The 15,383-nt window shown below is 74.9% G+C and carries 16 protein-coding genes; 3 read left to right on the forward strand and 13 right to left on the reverse strand.

Translation table 11 applies throughout. From position 1 onward, the window contains the following. Nucleotides 1–2: 2 nt before the first annotated feature. The 8 genes from mutM to rsmD all read right to left on the reverse strand — a co-directional run bounded on the left by mutM (nt 3) and on the right by rsmD (nt 5,312). Nucleotides 3–860, reverse strand: a complete 858-nt coding sequence (gene mutM / locus GA0070603_RS13100) for a bifunctional DNA-formamidopyrimidine glycosylase/DNA-(apurinic or apyrimidinic site) lyase (protein ID WP_091312493.1) — start codon at nt 858–860, stop codon at nt 3–5. Continuing rightward, entirely contained in the window at nt 853–1,647 is a 795-nt protein-coding gene (gene rnc / locus GA0070603_RS13105; protein WP_091312497.1) for a ribonuclease III, read from the reverse strand. The genes mutM and rnc overlap by 8 nt, the downstream gene beginning before the upstream one ends. Further along, nucleotides 1,644–2,603, reverse strand: a complete 960-nt coding sequence (locus GA0070603_RS13110; RefSeq protein ID WP_244282706.1) for a phosphate acyltransferase PlsX — start codon at nt 2,601–2,603, stop codon at nt 1,644–1,646. Before GA0070603_RS13110 ends, rnc begins: the two co-directional genes overlap by 4 nt. Nucleotides 2,604–2,734: 131 nt before the next feature. Further along, complete coding sequence (gene rpmF / locus GA0070603_RS13115; RefSeq protein WP_091312500.1) at nt 2,735–2,908, reverse strand: 50S ribosomal protein L32; 174 nt, start codon at nt 2,906–2,908, stop codon at nt 2,735–2,737. A gap of 5 nt (nt 2,909–2,913) precedes the next feature. Beyond that, the gene (locus GA0070603_RS13120; protein WP_091312504.1) at nt 2,914–3,477 is read right to left on the reverse strand and encodes a YceD family protein; all 564 of its coding nucleotides are present in this window, start codon (nt 3,475–3,477) and stop codon (nt 2,914–2,916) included. Nucleotides 3,478–3,641: 164 nt separating this feature from the next. Beyond that, complete coding sequence (locus GA0070603_RS13125; protein ID WP_091312510.1) at nt 3,642–4,139, reverse strand: SPFH domain-containing protein; 498 nt, start codon at nt 4,137–4,139, stop codon at nt 3,642–3,644. A gap of 136 nt (nt 4,140–4,275) precedes the next feature. Further along, nucleotides 4,276–4,752 carry a pantetheine-phosphate adenylyltransferase gene (coaD, locus tag GA0070603_RS13130; protein WP_091312514.1) on the reverse strand — a complete coding sequence of 159 codons (477 nt, stop codon included), beginning with the start codon at nt 4,750–4,752 and terminating at the stop codon, nt 4,276–4,278. Then, nucleotides 4,749–5,312, reverse strand: coding sequence for a 16S rRNA (guanine(966)-N(2))-methyltransferase RsmD (gene rsmD / locus GA0070603_RS13135; protein ID WP_091321907.1), 564 nt, complete (start codon nt 5,310–5,312; stop codon nt 4,749–4,751). Before rsmD ends, coaD begins: the two co-directional genes overlap by 4 nt. Nucleotides 5,313–5,613: 301 nt before the next feature. On the opposite strand from rsmD, the gene GA0070603_RS13140 reads away from it, so the two are divergent. After that, nucleotides 5,614–7,122 (forward strand): LPXTG cell wall anchor domain-containing protein, encoded by a 1,509-nt coding sequence (locus GA0070603_RS13140; RefSeq protein ID WP_091312517.1) that lies wholly within the window; start codon nt 5,614–5,616, stop codon nt 7,120–7,122. A gap of 51 nt (nt 7,123–7,173) precedes the next feature. Here the strand turns inward: GA0070603_RS13140 and GA0070603_RS13145 are convergent, their stop codons facing one another. Genes GA0070603_RS13145 through GA0070603_RS13155 form a run of 3 tightly spaced genes read right to left on the reverse strand, consistent with a single transcriptional unit; the run spans nt 7,174 to nt 11,939 of the window. Beyond that, the gene (locus tag GA0070603_RS13145) at nt 7,174–8,094 is read right to left on the reverse strand and encodes a serine hydrolase domain-containing protein (RefSeq protein WP_091312521.1); all 921 of its coding nucleotides are present in this window, start codon (nt 8,092–8,094) and stop codon (nt 7,174–7,176) included. 36 nt (nt 8,095–8,130) lie between these two features. Beyond that, entirely contained in the window at nt 8,131–10,332 is a 2,202-nt protein-coding gene (gene recG / locus GA0070603_RS13150) for an ATP-dependent DNA helicase RecG (protein WP_091312526.1), read from the reverse strand. Further along, nucleotides 10,329–11,939, reverse strand: coding sequence for a DAK2 domain-containing protein (locus GA0070603_RS13155; protein ID WP_091312529.1), 1,611 nt, complete (start codon nt 11,937–11,939; stop codon nt 10,329–10,331). Before GA0070603_RS13155 ends, recG begins: the two co-directional genes overlap by 4 nt. Nucleotides 11,940–12,164: 225 nt before the next feature. Here GA0070603_RS13155 and rpmB point away from each other — a divergent pair, with 225 nt between their 5' ends. Both rpmB and GA0070603_RS13165 read left to right on the forward strand, forming a co-directional pair. Beyond that, nucleotides 12,165–12,356, forward strand: a complete 192-nt coding sequence (gene rpmB, locus GA0070603_RS13160) for a 50S ribosomal protein L28 (protein WP_046569512.1) — start codon at nt 12,165–12,167, stop codon at nt 12,354–12,356. A 186-nt stretch (nt 12,357–12,542) separates the two neighbouring features. Further along, nucleotides 12,543–13,799 (forward strand): ATP-grasp domain-containing protein, encoded by a 1,257-nt coding sequence (locus GA0070603_RS13165; protein ID WP_091312531.1) that lies wholly within the window; start codon nt 12,543–12,545, stop codon nt 13,797–13,799. A 6-nt stretch (nt 13,800–13,805) separates the two neighbouring features. On the opposite strand, the gene GA0070603_RS13170 is transcribed toward GA0070603_RS13165, so the two are convergent. Next, nucleotides 13,806–14,273 (reverse strand): GNAT family N-acetyltransferase, encoded by a 468-nt coding sequence (locus GA0070603_RS13170; RefSeq protein WP_091312534.1) that lies wholly within the window; start codon nt 14,271–14,273, stop codon nt 13,806–13,808. A gap of 64 nt (nt 14,274–14,337) precedes the next feature. Then, nucleotides 14,338–15,285 carry a thiamine-phosphate kinase gene (locus GA0070603_RS13175; protein ID WP_091312537.1) on the reverse strand — a complete coding sequence of 316 codons (948 nt, stop codon included), beginning with the start codon at nt 15,283–15,285 and terminating at the stop codon, nt 14,338–14,340. Between the last annotated feature and the right edge of the window lie 98 nt (nt 15,286–15,383).

Below are 15,383 nucleotides of genomic sequence, written 5' to 3' on the forward strand. Positions count from 1 at the left end.
GGTCATCCCCGAAGGCTGCCCCGGGGGCGGGGCTGGCAGCGCGGGCAACTGTAGGACGAACGGTTCATGAACGCCTCGCGCCGGATCGGCGTGCCGCACCGGGGGCAGGGCTCGCCCTCCCGCCCGTACGCGTTCAGCGACCGGTCGAAGTAGCCGCTCTCGCCGTTGACGTTGACGTACAGCTCGTCGAAGCTGGTGCCGCCCTGCTTGATCGCCTCGCCGAGCACGTCCCGGACGTGGCCGAGCAGCCGGCCGGCCGCCGGGCCGGTCAGCGCGTCGGTCGGCCGGGCGCCGTGCAGCTTCGCCCGCCAGAGCGCCTCGTCGGCGTAGATGTTGCCGACACCGGAGATCAGCGTCTGGTCGAGCAGCGCCCGCTTCACCTCGGTCCGCCGCTTGCGCAGCGCGGCCACGAAGGCGGCGTCGGAGAACTCCGGATCCATCGGGTCCCGGGCGATGTGGGCGATCTCGGCCGGCAGCTCGGCCCCGCCCTCGGAGACCGACAGCCCGCCGAACGTCCGCTGGTCGACGAACCGCAGCTCCGGGCCGTCGTCGGCGAACCGGAACCGGACCCGCAGGTGCAGCTCGTCGGCCGCGCCGACCGGCTGGAGCAGGAGCTGGCCGGACATGCCGAGGTGGCCGATGAGGGCGTCCCCGCTGTCCAGCGGCAGCCACAGGTACTTGCCCCGGCGCCGGACGTCGGTGATCGTCCGGCCGGTCAGCACGTCGGCGAAGTGCGCGCCGCCCGGCTCGTGCCGGCGGACCGCCCGGGGGTGGCGCACCTCGACGGCGCTGATCCGCCGGCCGATGACCCACTGGGCCAGCCCCTGCCGGACGGTCTCGACCTCGGGCAGCTCAGGCACGGCCGGCGCCGGTCTCGGCGGGGTCGCCCGCCGGCTCCACCCCGTCGGCGGCGGCCTTCGCGGCGGCCTCCGCCTCCGCCTGCTCGGTCAGCATCCGCCAGGCCGACTCGGCGGCCCGCTGCTCGGCCTCCTTCTTGCTGCGCCCCTCCGCGCCGCCGTACCGGTTGCCGGCCACCACCACCCAGGCCGTGAAGGTCTTGAGGTGGTCCGGGCCGGTGCCCTCGATCCGGTATTCCGGAACGCCCAGCCCCAGCGCGGCGGTCAGCTCCTGGAGGCTCGTCTTCCAGTCGAGCGCCGCGCCCCGGCCGGCCGACTCCGCCATCAGCGGGTCGAACAGGCGGTGGATCACGAGGGCCGCCGTGTCCAGGCCGTACTGGAGGTAGATGGCGCCGAGCAGCGCCTCCAGGGTGTCGGCCAGGATGCTGGCCTTGTCCCGGCCGCCGGTGGCCTCCTCGCCCTTGCCGAGCAGCAGGTACGCGCCCAGCCCGTCCGGGCCGAGGCCGCGCGCCACGTCCGCGAGGGCCCGCATGTTGACCACGCTGGCCCGCAGCTTGGCGAGCTGCCCCTCGGGCAGGTCCGGGTGGTTGTGGAAGAGCGCCGTGGTGATCACCACGCCGAGGACCGAGTCGCCGAGGAACTCCAGCCGCTCGTTGGTGGGCAGGCCACCGTTCTCGTACGCGTAGGAGCGGTGGGTCAGTGCGCGCTCCAGCAGTTCCGGGTCGAGCGACACCCCGAAGGCCGCCTCCAGGTGGCCGACGGGAGCACGCCGCCGCTTGTCGTTGGTCATGGCGCTACCTCGGTGTCGTTACGGTCAGGTGCGGGATCGTGCGGGACGTCGTCGAGCAGGGTCGAGACGGTGTCGGTGGCGCCCCGGCGCCACAGGTGGGCGGCGAGGGCGATGCCGGAGGCGACGTCGTCGGGCCGGGCCGCGCCGTGGCAGACCACCACGGTGCCGGCCACCCCGAGCAGGGCCGCCGCGCGGGGAGCGCCGCCGCTCGCCGGGGGCCCGCCGGCCATGGCGTACGCGCCCTCGATGGCCTTGAGCAGGACGTTGCCGGTGAAGCCGTCGGTCACCACCACGTCGGCGCGGGCGCCGAGGGAGACGTCGTACCCCTCGACGAGGCCGACGTAGCGGGCGCCGCAGGGCAGCGGCACCGCGGCGAGGGCGGGATCGGCGGAGCGGCGGAGCCGGTCGCCCTTGCCCGCCTCGACGCCGACGGAGAGCAGCCCGACCCGGGGCGCGACCACGGCGTGCGCCACGGCCGCGTAGGCGGCGCCGAGGACGGCGTGCCGGGCCAGGGTGGCGGGTCCGGGTTCGAGTGTGCCGCCGACGTCCAGCAGCACCACCGGCCCTTCGACGGCGGGCAGGGTGGCGACCAGGGCGGGCCGGCGGACGCCCGCCCAGCGGCCGAGGCCGAGCGCGGCGGCGGTCACGGTGGCGCCTGTCGAACCGGCGGAGACGAGCGCGTCGGCGATGCCGTCGCGGACGGCGTGCACGGCCGCGCGGACGGTGCTCTCCCCGCGCGCGGCGGTGGGATGGTCGGCCATGCCGACGGCGGTCCGCACCGGGCGGACGGTGACCCGGCTGCGCTGCTCCGGGTCGAGCGCACCGATCAGCCCGTCGGCGACCTCGGTCGGTCCGACGAGCAGCAGGTGCAGGTCAGGGTCGGTACGCACGGCCCGCAGAGCGCCGTCAACCACGACGGCGGGAGCATCGTCCCCGCCGAGGAGGTCGACGGCGATCCGCGCGGTGCCCGGCTCCGTCGGCGCGCCGGCCGGGGAACGGCCGGCGGCGGAGGGAGCCGGGGCACCGGGCGAGAGCCTTGGTGCGTGCGCCACCCGACCGGTGGTCGGGGACGTCACTCGGCGTCCGGTCAGACCTCGAGGACCTGACGGCCGTTGTAGGTGCCGCAGACGGAGCAGGCGGCGTGCGGCAGCTTGGCCGACTTGCACTGGGGGCAAGGCACGGTCGCGACCGCCGTGGCCTTCCAGTTCGCCCGGCGGGCGCGGGTGTTGCTGCGCGACATCTTGCGCTTGGGGACGGCCACGGTTCTTACTCCTCTGTACGGGTCAGTTGCGACAGGCCCGCCCAACGCGGGTCGATCTGCTGGTGACTGTGGTCGGCCGGCAGATCGTCCCAGTGCACCCCGCAGTCGGGGCACAACCCTGGGCAGTCCTCCCGGCAGAGCGGGTTGGTCGGCAGCGCGAGCACCACCGCGTCCCGCAGCGCCGGCTCCAGGTCGATCAGATCGCCCTGCATCCGGCCCACCTCGTCCTCGTCGGTCGTGTCGTCCGTGGTGCTGTTCTCGTACGCGTACAGCTCCTGGATCGTCACGGCCACCGAGTCGTCGATCTCGCGCAGGCAGCGGCCGCACTCGCCCTTGACGGGACCGGTGACGGTCCCGGTGACGAGCACGCCCTCGGACACCGACTCCAACCTCAGGTCGAGGTCGAGGTCCGCGCCCTCCGGCACAGTGATCAACTCCACGCCGAGGTCCGCCGGTGCCGGTACGACGCGCCGGTGCGTACGCAACGCGCCAGGCCGACGCGGCAGGTCCCTCGTGTCGAGGACCAGCGGCGACCTGGGGTCGAGTTGGCTTGGCATGTCTTTGGGCATAGTTAGACTCCGGCCGGTGAGAGGCCGACAAAGAAGGTTACCTGGGCGACCCGTGGACCGTCGAACCGGGGCGTCGTCCCTGGCCCGTCGGCTGCCGGTTGTCGGCCACCGGCCCCCGTGCCGCTGGCAAGGGTAGCGCGGTCGCCGGCCGCCGCCGGCGGCGCTCAGAAGGGCAGCGGGCGGTCCGCCTCGTCGCCGGCGAAGGTGCCGATCTCGCGCAGCGCGTGCATCTTGTCCCGGCCGCGCTCTATCGAGGCGAGCGCCCGGGTGAGGAACTGCTCGAAGTTGGCCAGGGCGGTGTCGACGTAGTCGTCGACCTCCTCGCGCAGGCGCTGCGCCTCGGCCCGGGCCTCGGCGATGATCCGGGCGCCCTCGTGCTCGGCGGACACGGTGATCTCGTTCACCGAGACGAGGCGGGCGTGCTCCGCCTCACCCTCGCTGATGATCCGGTCGGCCTCGCGCTTGCCGGCCTCCATGATCTTGTCCCGCTCCTCCAGCAGCGCGGCGGCCCGGCGCAGGTCGGCGGGAAGCTCCACGCGCAGCTCGTCCAGGGCGGCGATCATCTCGCCCCGGTCGACCATGCAGTTGTTGCGCGACATCGGCACGGAGCGGGCCTGCTCCACCATGGCGATCAGTTCGTCGATGCGATCGAGCGGGTCCACCGGTACCTCACTCCTGTCGTTCGTCGGCCGACCTTCATGATGCGGCCTGCGCCCGGGTTCGGCGCTGCACACATCATGTAACGCGCCCTCCACCCGCGCCGCCGCACCCCTACCCGGCGCGTCGCCCGCGCGGCGGTCAGCGGCGCAGCCGGGCGACCAGTTCCTCCCGGACCACGTCGGGGACGTGCGCGGAGATGTCGCCGCCCCACTTGGCCACGTCCTTGACCAGGCTGGAGGAGAGGAAGGAGTAGAGCGGGTTGGTCGGCATGAAGAGCGTCTCCACGCCGGCCAGGCCGATGTTCATCTGGGCCATCTGGAGCTCGTAGTCGAAGTCGCTGACCGCGCGCAGGCCCTTGATCAGCACGCTCGCCTGCTGGGCGCGGCAGAAGTCGACAAGCAGGCCACGGAACGACTCGACCCGGACGTTGTCGTACGACGAGGTCACCTCGCGGAGCATGTCGATCCGCTCCTCGACCGTGAACAGCCCCTGCTTCGACTGGTTGACCAGCACGCCGACGATCACCTCGTCGAACAGCCGGCTGGCCCGGCCGATGATGTCGAGGTGTCCGTTGGTGACCGGATCGAACGAGCCGGGACAGACCGCACGTCTCATGATCGGCGACCGTACCAAAGGGTGGTCTCGCCGTAGCGGCGGCTGCGCTCGGCAGTGATGCCCTCCACCCACTCGAACGCGCCGCCGCGGCTGGACCGCTCGACGACCACCAGGGCGTCCGGGGCCAGCCAGCCGCCGCCGACCAGTGCGGCCAGCATGGCGGTGATCTCCTCCCCGGGTACGGCGTAGGGCGGGTCGGCGAAGACCACGTCGTACGCCCCGCCCTCCGGGCCGGCGGCCAGCACGGTGGCGACCTTGCCGGTGACCAGCCGGGCGGCCGGGGCGGCCCGGAGCGCGGCGATGTTCTCCCGGATCACCCGGGCGGCCCGGGGGTCGGACTCGACGAGCAGCACGTGCGCCGCGCCCCGGGACAGCGCCTCCAGCCCGACCGCGCCGGAGCCGGCGTAGAGGTCGGCCACGCGGGCCCCGTCGAGATCCGTCTCGGCCTGCACCGCGCTGAACAGCGCCTCGCGGACCCGGTCCGAGGTCGGCCGGGTGCCGGCGCCGGGCGGCGCGGCGATCCGCCGGCCGCCGAGCACCCCCGCCACGATCCGGGTCACCGCCTGCTCCCGCACATGCCCCAGACGCTACGCGACGGCGGGACCGGGCCGGGCGGACCACCCGACGCGACGACCGATCACCTGCCGTACATCAATGATCTCAAATTCATAACAGACCCTTTACGGGCCGTCGATCGCGGTAACGCCCGCGGTGTCGATTTCGCTAGGGTCTGCCCGGTTGTCGGCTCGCCTCGCCGGCACCAGCGTCGGGACGGCGGCGCCGCGCGGATCCGCAAACCTCTCCGCGCCCGCTCCCCGCCCCCACGCGACCACCCCGAACCCCCTCAATCCGGGAGTACCCGTGATCCGTACCAGGCTGTCGCCGCGGCGACCGCTCGCCGTGCTGGGCGCCGCCCTGCTCGGCCTCGCCGGGGCCGTGGCGGTCTCCGCCCCCGCCAGCGCCCACCACACCACCATCAGCGCCACCTCCGCCTGCGACCAGCTCACCGGCGAGCGGGTCCTCACCTGGACGGTGGAGAACAGCGAACGGGACAAGGCCGCCACGCTCCAGCAGGTCACCCCGAACCCGAAGACCGACGTGACCGTCGCCGTCGACGGCGCGCCCGCCATCCCGCTGGAGGGCACGGTCGTCCCCGACGGCGGCTCCGTCCAGGCGGTCCAGCGGGTGCCCGCCGACACCCGGTCGGCCTCGCTGACCATCTACGCGCTGTGGAAGAAGAACGGCAAGGACCACACCGACACCGGCACGGTCGACCTGACCCGGGACGCGCCCTGCGCCCCCGCGCCCAAGTGCGTGGACCTGGACAAGGCCACCTACAGCCACACCTTCGACGGGCCGAAGGGCACGGCCACCGTCAAGCTCGACGGTGACCTGCCGCTGTGCGGCGACGGCAGGCAGTGGTTCACCCTGGTCTCCTACTTCGCCCCGCGCCCGCGCTTCGCCACCCCGCAGTACGTGCACGGCACTCCGGCCAGCGACTGGATCGGCGGCACCCGGACCGCCATCGACCTGAAGGTCGACCTGCCCGACTGCAACACCCAGGTGGACCTCATCTGGGGCGACACCAGCCAGGTCATCGACCCGCTGACCGAGGACGGCAAGCGGTACGGCAACCTCAAGCTCGGCTCCCCCGGCGCGCCCGGCAACCGGTCGCACGGCCCGCAGGGCTGGTACAACGGCGGCAGCCGCGGTTGCGTCAACCCCGCCTCGCTCTTCACCGCCAACTGCGACGGCACGGTCACCGTGGCGCTGAGCAACGACGGCAGCCTGAGCCGCTACCCGGTCGAGTTCGAGGTGCGCGGCGCCAACGGCTGGTCGAGGAAGGTGACCGTCGAGCCCGGCAAGGCGAACACCGACACCGTCGTCCCGGCCGCGAACGCCGCCGCCGTCCAGGTGCTTGTCGACGGCAAGGTGCTCGACAAGGGCACCTACTCCTGGCAGCGCCCGAAGGACTGCCCACTGCCGACGGTGGCCACGAAGGCCGACTGCGACACCTTCACCCTGACCGTCGCGAACCCGAAGGGTGGCCTGCCCGTGAAGGCCGAGCTGGCCTACGGCGGGCGCACCGAGACCCGCACGGTCGCGCCGGGCAGGGCCGAGAAGGTGACCTTCAAGGCCGGCAGGGACGAGCAGGCCACCGTGACCCTGCCCGACCTCGGCCTGGAGCTGGAGGCCGTCTACGCCCCCGAGCAGAACTGCGGTGGCGGCGGTGGCGGGGGCGCCGAGCCGGGCCTGCCGGTGACCGGCGCGGCGGCCGGCGTCATGGCGGCCGTGGCGGGTGCCCTGGTGGCCGCCGGCGCGGTGCTCTTCGTGGTGACCCGACGGCGGCGGATCCGCTTCACCGCCTGACCTGAGCCTGCCCGAGGGCGCGCCGACCACCCCGGCCGGCGCGCCCTCGACTCATTCCAGCTCCGCCTTCAGCAGCGCGGGGTCGATCTCGGCCTGGTTGGTCAGCACCACCAGTCGGCGGTCCGAGTCGGGGAACCAGGCCGCGAACGCCTTGTAGCCGCCGTTGTCCCCGGAGTGGTGGATCGCCCGCTCCCCGGCCAGCGGGCCGACGAACCAGCCGTAGCCGTACGCCTCGCCGGGGCGGCCGGTCGGCGCGTGCGGGGTGATCATGGCGGCCACCGCGGCGGGCCCGAGCAGCCGGCCCCGGCGTGGCACGTCCAGCCAGGTGAGCAGGTCGGCGCCCGTGCACCAGACGTCCCCGGCGCCCATGCTCACCGTGTCCAGGTCCCAGGAGGGCACCGGCCGGCCGCCCTCGTGCCCGACCGCCACGTCGTCCCGCCCGGCGGCGTCGCCCGCGAAGCTGCCCGTCATGCCGAGCGGCGCGAAGACCTCCTCGGCGAGGAACTCGGCGTACGGGCGGCCGGAGGCGCGCTCGACGGCCCGGGCCAGCAGGACGTAGCCCGGGCTGCTGTAGTGCCAGCCCGCACCGGGGGCGAACAGCGGCGGCACGCCGGCGAAGACGGCCAACAGCTTGTCGGGTTCGGCCGGCCCGGCCAGGTCGATCATCGGGTATTCCTCCCAATGGCCCAGGCCGGAGGTGTGGGTGAGCAGGTGGTGCGGGGTGATCCCGGACCAGGCCGCCGGCGGGTCCGGCAGCCAGCGGTTGATCGGATCGTCCAGGCGCAGCGCGCCCCGCTCGGCGAGGAGCAGCACCGCGACGGCGGCCATCTGCTTGCTGATCGAGGCGATCTGGAACCGGGTCGCGGGGGTGCAGGGCGATCCGGCGTCGGCGGAGCCGGTGACCCGCTCCACCTGGAGATCGTCGCCCCGCGCCAGCAGGAGCACACCGCGGTCGAGGGATCGGGTCGGCATCACCCGAGCCTAGGCCGGGACGGGCCTCCGGTGGGGTCAGCCCTTTTCCAGATATTCCGCGCGTTCCTCGTCGACCAGGGCGGCGACCGAGGCGGCCAGCGCGGGGTGGCGGGCCAGCTCCGGGTCCTCCTCGACCAGGGCGATCGCCTCGGCCCGGGCGTCCCGGATGAGGTCGGTGTCACGCAGCAGCGACAGCAGCCGCAGGTGCGACCGGCGGCCGGACTGGGTGGCGCCCAGCACGTCGCCCTCCCGGCGCTGCTCCAGGTCCAGCTCGGCGAGCTTGAAGCCATCGGTGGTGGAGGCGACCGCGTCCAGCCGTTCCCGGGCCGGGGAACCCTCCATGGCCTCGGTGACCAGCAGGCAGAGGCCGGCGGCCGAGCCCCGGCCCACCCGGCCGCGGAGCTGGTGCAGCTGGGAGACACCGAACCGGTCGGCGTCCAGCACGATCATCACGGTGGCGTTGGGCACGTTCACGCCCACCTCGACCACCGTGGTGGCCACCAGCACGTCCAGGTCACCGGCGGCGAAGGAGCGCATCACGGCGTCCTTCTCGTCGGCCGGCAGCCGCCCGTGCAGCACCCCGATCCGCAACCCGTGCAGCGGCCCCTCGGCGAGCAGCGGGGCCACCTCGGTCACCGCCAGCGGGGGCCGGCGGCCGTTGTCGTCCTCGCGGGGGGCCTCCTCGTCCGAGGCCGGCCCTTCGCCGATCCGCGGACACACCACGTACGCCTGGTGTCCCTTGCCGACCTCCTCGCGCAGCCGGCGCCAGGCCCGGTCGAGGAAGGCCGGCTTCTCGGCGGCCGGCACCACGTGCGAGGCGATCGGCGAGCGGCCCTGCGGCAGCTGGGACAGGGTGGAGGTCTCCAGGTCGCCGTAGACGGTCATGGCGACCGTGCGCGGGATCGGGGTGGCAGTCATGACGAGCACGTGCGGCGGCTGGTCGGCCTTGGCCCGCAGCGCGTCCCGCTGCTCCACGCCGAACCGGTGCTGCTCGTCGACCACCACGAGCCCCAGGTCGTGGAAGTCGACCCCCTCGTAGAGCAGGGCGTGGGTGCCCAGCACGATGCCGGCGCGCCCCTCGGCCACCTCGGCGAGCGCCCGCCGCCGCGCCGCCGCGCCGAGCGAGCCGGTCACCAGCTCCACCCGGGTGGCGTCGTCGGCGGCGCCCAGCTCGCCCGCCTGCGCGAGCGGGCCGAGCAGGTCGAGCATGCCGCGGTGGTGCTGGGCGGCGAGCACCTCGGTCGGGGCGAGCAGCGCGGCCTGCCCGCCGGCGTCGACCACCTGGAGCATGGCCCGCAGCGCCACCACGGTCTTGCCGCTGCCCACCTCGCCCTGGAGCAGCCGGTGCATCGGGTGCGCGGTGGCCAGGTCGGCGGCGATCTCCCGGCCGACGGCCTGCTGGCCGGAGGTCAGCTCGTAGGGCAGCCGGGCGTCGAACGCGTCCAGCAGCCCGCCCGGCTTCGCGGGCCGCGCCTTCGCGGGCCAGGCCGCCGCCCGGTGCTTGCGCTGCACCAGTGTGAGCTGCACGGCGAACGCCTCGTCCCACTTGAGCCGACGGCGCGCTTTGTACAGCTCCTCCTTGCTGGTGGGCCGGTGGATCTCGCGCAGCGCGGCGCCGATGCCGACCAGGTTCCGGCTGGCCCGAACGGTGGCGGGCAGTGGGTCGTCCGGCGGGGTGAAGGTGTCCAGCACCACCCGGACGCAGCGGGCGATCACCCAGGTCGGCACGGCCGCCGCGGCCGGGTAGACCGGGATCAGCGCCCCGGCGAACTCCTCGACCTCCTCGTTGGCCGCCGCCTCGCCGTCGCCGCCCTCGCCGAGCAGCACGTACTCCGGGCCGTTGAGCTGCCGCTTGCCCCGGAACTCGGTGACCTTGCCGGCGAACAGCCCCCACCGGCCGGGGCGCAGCTCCCGTTCCCGCCACGCCTGGTTGCCGAAGAAGGTGAGGGTGAGCACCCCGCCGGAGCCGTCGCCGACGGTGACCTCCAGCAGGTTGCCCCGGCGCTGCCGCATCGGCCGGACCGCGGTGCGCTGCACCTGGGCCAACACGGTGACCTGCTCCCCCACGTCCAGCGAGCGGATGTCGGTGTGCTCGCCGCGCTCGTCGTAGCGGCGCGGGAAGTGGTAGATCAGGTCGCCGGCGGTGTGCAGGTCGAGGTGGCTCGCCAGGGCCTTGGCGGTGCGCTCGCCGACCAGCTTCTTCAGCGGCGTGTCCACGGTGGCCGGTTCGCTCGTCATTCGACCCCCACGAGGAGCGGATAGTGCGGCTGCCCGCCCTCGTACGCCTGCACCTCGACGAACGGCCAGGACCGCTCGACGTGCTCGCGGACGCGGTCGGCCAGCCCGGCCGGGGCGTCCGCCCCGCAGAGCAGGGTGACCAGCTCGCCGCCGCCGCCCAGCATCCGGTCGACCATGGCGGTGCAGGTGTCCAGGAGATCGGCGCCGATGAGGTGCACCTCACCCTCGACCAGGGCCAGCACGTCGCCCGGCCGGCACGGCCCGGCCACCGTGAGCGCCTCCTTGCTCGCGTGGCAGACCTCGGCGTAGCGGCAGGCGCCGGCGGCCTCGGCCATGGCGATGACGTCGTCCTCGAAGCGCCGCTTCGGGTCCCGCACGGCGAGGGCGGCGAGTGCCTGCACCTGGGACCGGGTGGGCACCACGCTCACCTTGACCCCGAGCCGGTGCGCCTCCCGGGCGGCCGCGCTCGCCACCGACTGGGTGTTGGGGTCGTTGGGCAGCACCACGACCCGGGCCGCGCCGGTGGCCCGGATCGCGTCGAGCAGCTCGCCGGTGGACGGGTTGGCCGGCACCACGGTGGCGCCCTCGGCGGCGAACAGCTCGGCGAGGCCGGCGCCGGTGGCCACCACCACGGCGGCCCGGCCGTCGGGCAGCGGCGCCGGCAGGGGCGCGGCCGGGGCCACCTGGTCGGCGAACCGGGTCACCGTGATCCGGTGCGGCCGGCCGGCCACCACGCCCGCCTCGACGGCCGCACCGACGTCGTTGACGTGCACGTGCACGTTCCACGTGCCGCCGTCGCCCACGATCACCAGGGAGTCGCCGAGGCCGTCCAGCTCGCCACGCAGCCGCGCCACGGCCTCGTTGGTGGCGTCGAGCAGGTACTGCACCTCGTAGGCGTACGCCGGGGAGCCGGTCTCCCGGACCGCGGTGGCGGGCGGGCGGACCGCGGGCGGGGCGGGCGCCGGTCGCGCCGGGCTCTCCCCGGTGACCACCTCGACCAGCGCGTCGAGCAGCAGGCAGAGGCCGCGCCCGCCCGCGTCCACCACGCCGGCCCGGGCCAGCGCGGGCAGCTGCTCGGGGGTACGCGCCAGCGCGCGGGCCGCCCCGCCGGCCGCCGCCCGGGCCACCGCCCGCAGGTCGTCGGTGTCCGCCTGCTCGGCGGCGCGGGCGGCGGCGGCGACCACGGTGAGCAGGGTGCCCTCGACCGGGTGGGCGACCGCCGCGTACGCGGCCGTGGCGGCGTCGGCCAGCGCGGCGGCGAGCTGCCGGCCGCGGACCGCCGGGGCGGCGGCGAGCGCGTCGGCCAGGCCGCGCAGGATCTGCGAGAGGATCACGCCGGAGTTGCCGCGCGCCCCGAGCAGCGCGCCCCGGGCCATCAGGCGCAGGGCGTGCCCGTGCGGCGTGTGCCCGTCGTCGGGCAGGGTCTCCAGGTCCATGGCGAGGGCCTGCTGGGCCGAGGTGAGGGTGAGCACCAGGTTGGTGCCGGTGTCGCCGTCGGGGACCGGGTAGACGTTGAGGTCGTCGATCTCGCCCTGGTGCCGCTGGAGGGCGGCCAGCCCGCTCGCGCACCAGCGGCGCACCGCGGCGGCGTCGAGGGTCTCCAGCACGTCGGGAAGCCTACTGGCGCGCACCGACACGCGCCGGGTCCGGCCGTCTCCGGCCGGCGTGTCCGGCGTACCCGGGCCGGCGTGGCCCACCGGCGCCCCGGGTACGCTGGGCCGGTCCCGACCGGGCCGGTTGGGCGCCCCGGCATGTCATCGGGTAACCTGGCCAGGTTGCCCGGGCTGCGCCTGGCGGCGACCTCATGAACGTTTCAATCCCAGGAGTATCCCGTGGCTAGCGTGTGCGACGTCTGTGGCAAGGGGCCGGGCTTCGGCCACAACGTGCCCTGGTCCAAGAAGAAGACCAACCGCCGCTGGAACCCGAACATCCAGTCGGTGCGTACCCCGGCCGGTGGTGGCACCACCAAGAAGTTGCAGGTCTGCACCTCGTGCATCAAGGCCGGCAAGGTCACCCGCGCCTGACGCGGTAGCACCGCCTTCACAGTTTCGCCGGATGCCGGCGGACCCCTCGGGTCCGCCGGCTTCTGTCGTGTCCACGGTTCGGCGCTGACGGGTCGCCGACCGGCCGATGGCCGGCCGGGCCGGCCCGGTTAGGGTGCTGCTGCGCCGGCCGTCCGTTCCGGCGCCAGGGGTGGGGAGGACCGACCGGTGGAGCTGGACCTGGGGCGGGAGCAGCTGGTGGTGGTCGGCGGGTCGTTCGGCTCGCTGCGCTGGTTCGACCAGGAGCTGCCGCCGGGCAGCGTGGTCCTGGTCGAGGAGCCGGACGTTATCCGCCGCCGGGGCCTGGAGCGCTTCGCCGCCGGGCTGCCGATGATCGCCCGGCTGGTACCGGCCGAGTACCAGACCGGCTTCGACGCCGACGCCCTGCTCGCCCGGGAGCCCGGCCTCGCCACCGCCCGGCTGGTCCTGCCCGGCCTGGAGTACGCCGTCGGCGCCGCCGCCCGGCTCGCCGACCGGCTCGGCCTGCCCGGCGCGGGAGTGGCCGCCGCGGACGTGTTCTCCGACAAGCACCGGATGCGGCTGCTCGCCGACGCCACCGGCCTGGCCAACCCGGCGTACGAGCTGGTCGACGACCCGGCTCGGGCGGCGGAGTTCGCCCGGGCACACGGTGGCCGGTGCGTGCTCAAGCCCACCCGCCGGTCCGGCAGCCTCGGCGTGCAGCTGGTCACCGACCCGGCGCAGGTCGCCGCGCGCTGGGCGGCCAGCGCCGCCCCGCCCGAGCCGGCCGAAGCCGCCGAGCGCGGCCTGCCCACCGGCGTGCTCGTGGAGGAGCTGCTGGTCGGCTCGGAGCACAGCGTCGAGCTGCTGGTCGCCGAGGGCGAGACGATCTTCGCCAACGTCACGGACAAGCGGATCGCCGGCGGCCGGTACCCGGTGGAGACCGGGCACACCGTGCCGTCCGCGCTGCCGGACACGCCGCGGCGGGCGCTGCGGGACGCGGCGGTCCGGCTCGCCGAGGCGGCCGGCTTCCGCAGCGGCATGCTGCACAGCGAGTGGATCCTGGTCGACGGTGTGCCGACGCTTGTCGAGTGCGCCGCCCGGATGCCCGGCGACATGATCACCGCGCTGGTCTCGATCGCCTACGAGGTCGACTTCATAGAGGCGTACCTGCGGGTGCTGCGCGGCGAGCGCCCCGCGTTGCCGGCCCGGCCGACCGGCGCGGCGGCCGTCGAGTTCCTGGTCGCACCGCCCGGCCGGGTCACGGCGGTGGACGGCCGGCGCGGCGCCCTGCGGGTGCCCGGCGTGCTCGACGTGCAGGTCGAGGCGAAGGTCGGGGACCACGTGCCGGAACTGCTCTCGTCGGCGCACCGCAGCGGGCACCTGCTGGCCTGGGGCGCCACCCCCGACGAGGCGGAGAGCGCCGCCCGCAAGGCCGCCGGCGAGGTCCGGATCACCGTCGGCTGAGCGGCGTCAGAGCGGGCGGCCGTAGGAGAGGCAGCCCGGGGCGTCCTGGTAGAAGCCGAAGTTCGGGATCCGCTCGTAGCCGGCCGAGGTGTACATGGCGATCGCCTCGGGCTGCTTGTCGCCGCACTCCAGGATCATCCGCTTGCGGCCCTGGTCCCGGGCGGAGTGCTCGACGGCCGCGAGCACCGCGCGGGCCACGCCCCGGCCCCGGGCGGCCGGCGCCGTGTACATGCGCTTCAGCTCGGCCGTCTCGCCGTCGTCGCCGTGGCTGCGCCAGCCCCCACAGCCCACCGGCTGCCCGTCGAGGTAGGCGACCAGGAAGGTACCGGCCGGCGGCTCGAACTCGGCCGCGTCGACAGGGGTCTCGTCGCCGCTGCCGCCGTACCGCGCCCCGAGGTCGGCCAGGGCCGCCCGGATCAACGCCTGCGACTCGGGCGCGTCGAAGCGCCGCACCCGGATCTCGATCTCACTCACGACAGGCAAGCCTACGACCGGCCCCCGGCCCGCCCGGGGCCCGACGGCGCGCATCGGACGCAGATCACTCCGTCCGGCGGAAGTGGTCCCAGCCGGCGGTGCCCGAGAAGGGCGCGCCGTCCACCGTCACCCCGGCGCCCTCGGTCACCCGTCCGACCGGCCGCCAGCCCTCGGGCAGGGTCGCGGTCGCCGGGAAGGTCGCCGCCAGGGCGTGGTCGTCGCCCCCGGCCAGGATCCAGGTGTACGGGTCGACGCCGAGCGCCTGCGCCGCGTCGCGCATCTGCCGGGGCACCTCGAACGCCTCCCGGGTCAGGTCGACGGCCACCCCGCTGGCCTTCGCCACGTGCCCCAGGTCGGCCAGCAACCCGTCCGACACGTCGATCATGGCGGTGGCGCCCAGCCCGGCGGCCTGCGGGCCGGCCGCGTACGGCACCTCGGGGCGGCGGAACGCCTCCACCAGCAGCCGGGGCGTGCGGAACCCCCGGGACAGCACGGTGTAGCCGGCGGCCGCCCAGCCGGTGCGTCCCGCCAGGGCCACCACGTCGCCCGGGCGGGCCCCGGAGCGGACCACCGGCGCCCGGCCGGCCAGGTCACCCAGGGCGGTCACCGCGATGGTCAGCGTCGGGCTGGCCGACATGTCCCCGCCGACCACGCTCGCGCCCACGAGGGCCGCCTCGGCGCCCAGCCCGTCGGCCAGCTCCTCGGCCCAGGCCGGGTCGAGGTCGGCGGGCATGCAGAGGGCGACGAGCAGCGCGGTCGGGGTGGCCCCCATGGCCGCGATGTCGGCCAGGTTGGCCGCCGCCGCCCGGTGGCCCACGTCGCGTGCCCCCGACCAGTCCCGCCGGAAGTGCCGCCCCTCCACGAGCACGTCCGTGGAGGCCACCACCCGGCGGTCCGGCGCCGCGACCACGGCCGCGTCGTCTCCGGGGCCGAGCAGGCAGCTCTCCCCCTGGGCCAACCGGGCGGTCACCCGGTCGATCAGCCCGAACTCACCGACATTCGCGACAGTCATGCCGTCCCCTCGTCGCGCTCTTCCCGCTTGGTCGTCCCGCCACCACTACCCCGACGTGGGCTCGCTCACCGCGTCCCGCCGGCGACCGATACAGATCA

The organism is Micromonospora chersina (genome assembly GCF_900091475.1).
GTDB classification, from domain to species: domain Bacteria; phylum Actinomycetota; class Actinomycetes; order Mycobacteriales; family Micromonosporaceae; genus Micromonospora; species Micromonospora chersina.

Bases quoted from the DNA above. Each gene is read 5' to 3' on its own strand.
- rnc (WP_091312497.1), bottom strand. From the start codon at position 1,647: ATGACCAACGACAAGCGGCGGCGTGCTCCCGTCGGCCACCTGGAGGCG.
- GA0070603_RS13120 (WP_091312504.1), bottom strand. From the start codon at position 3,477: ATGCCCAAAGACATGCCAAGCCAACTCGACCCCAGGTCGCCGCTGGTC.
- coaD (WP_091312514.1), bottom strand. From the start codon at position 4,752: ATGAGACGTGCGGTCTGTCCCGGCTCGTTCGATCCGGTCACCAACGGA.
- GA0070603_RS13145 (WP_091312521.1), bottom strand. From the start codon at position 8,094: ATGCCGACCCGATCCCTCGACCGCGGTGTGCTCCTGCTGGCGCGGGGC.
- recG (WP_091312526.1), bottom strand. From the start codon at position 10,332: ATGACGAGCGAACCGGCCACCGTGGACACGCCGCTGAAGAAGCTGGTC.
- GA0070603_RS13175 (WP_091312537.1), bottom strand. From the start codon at position 15,285: ATGACTGTCGCGAATGTCGGTGAGTTCGGGCTGATCGACCGGGTGACC.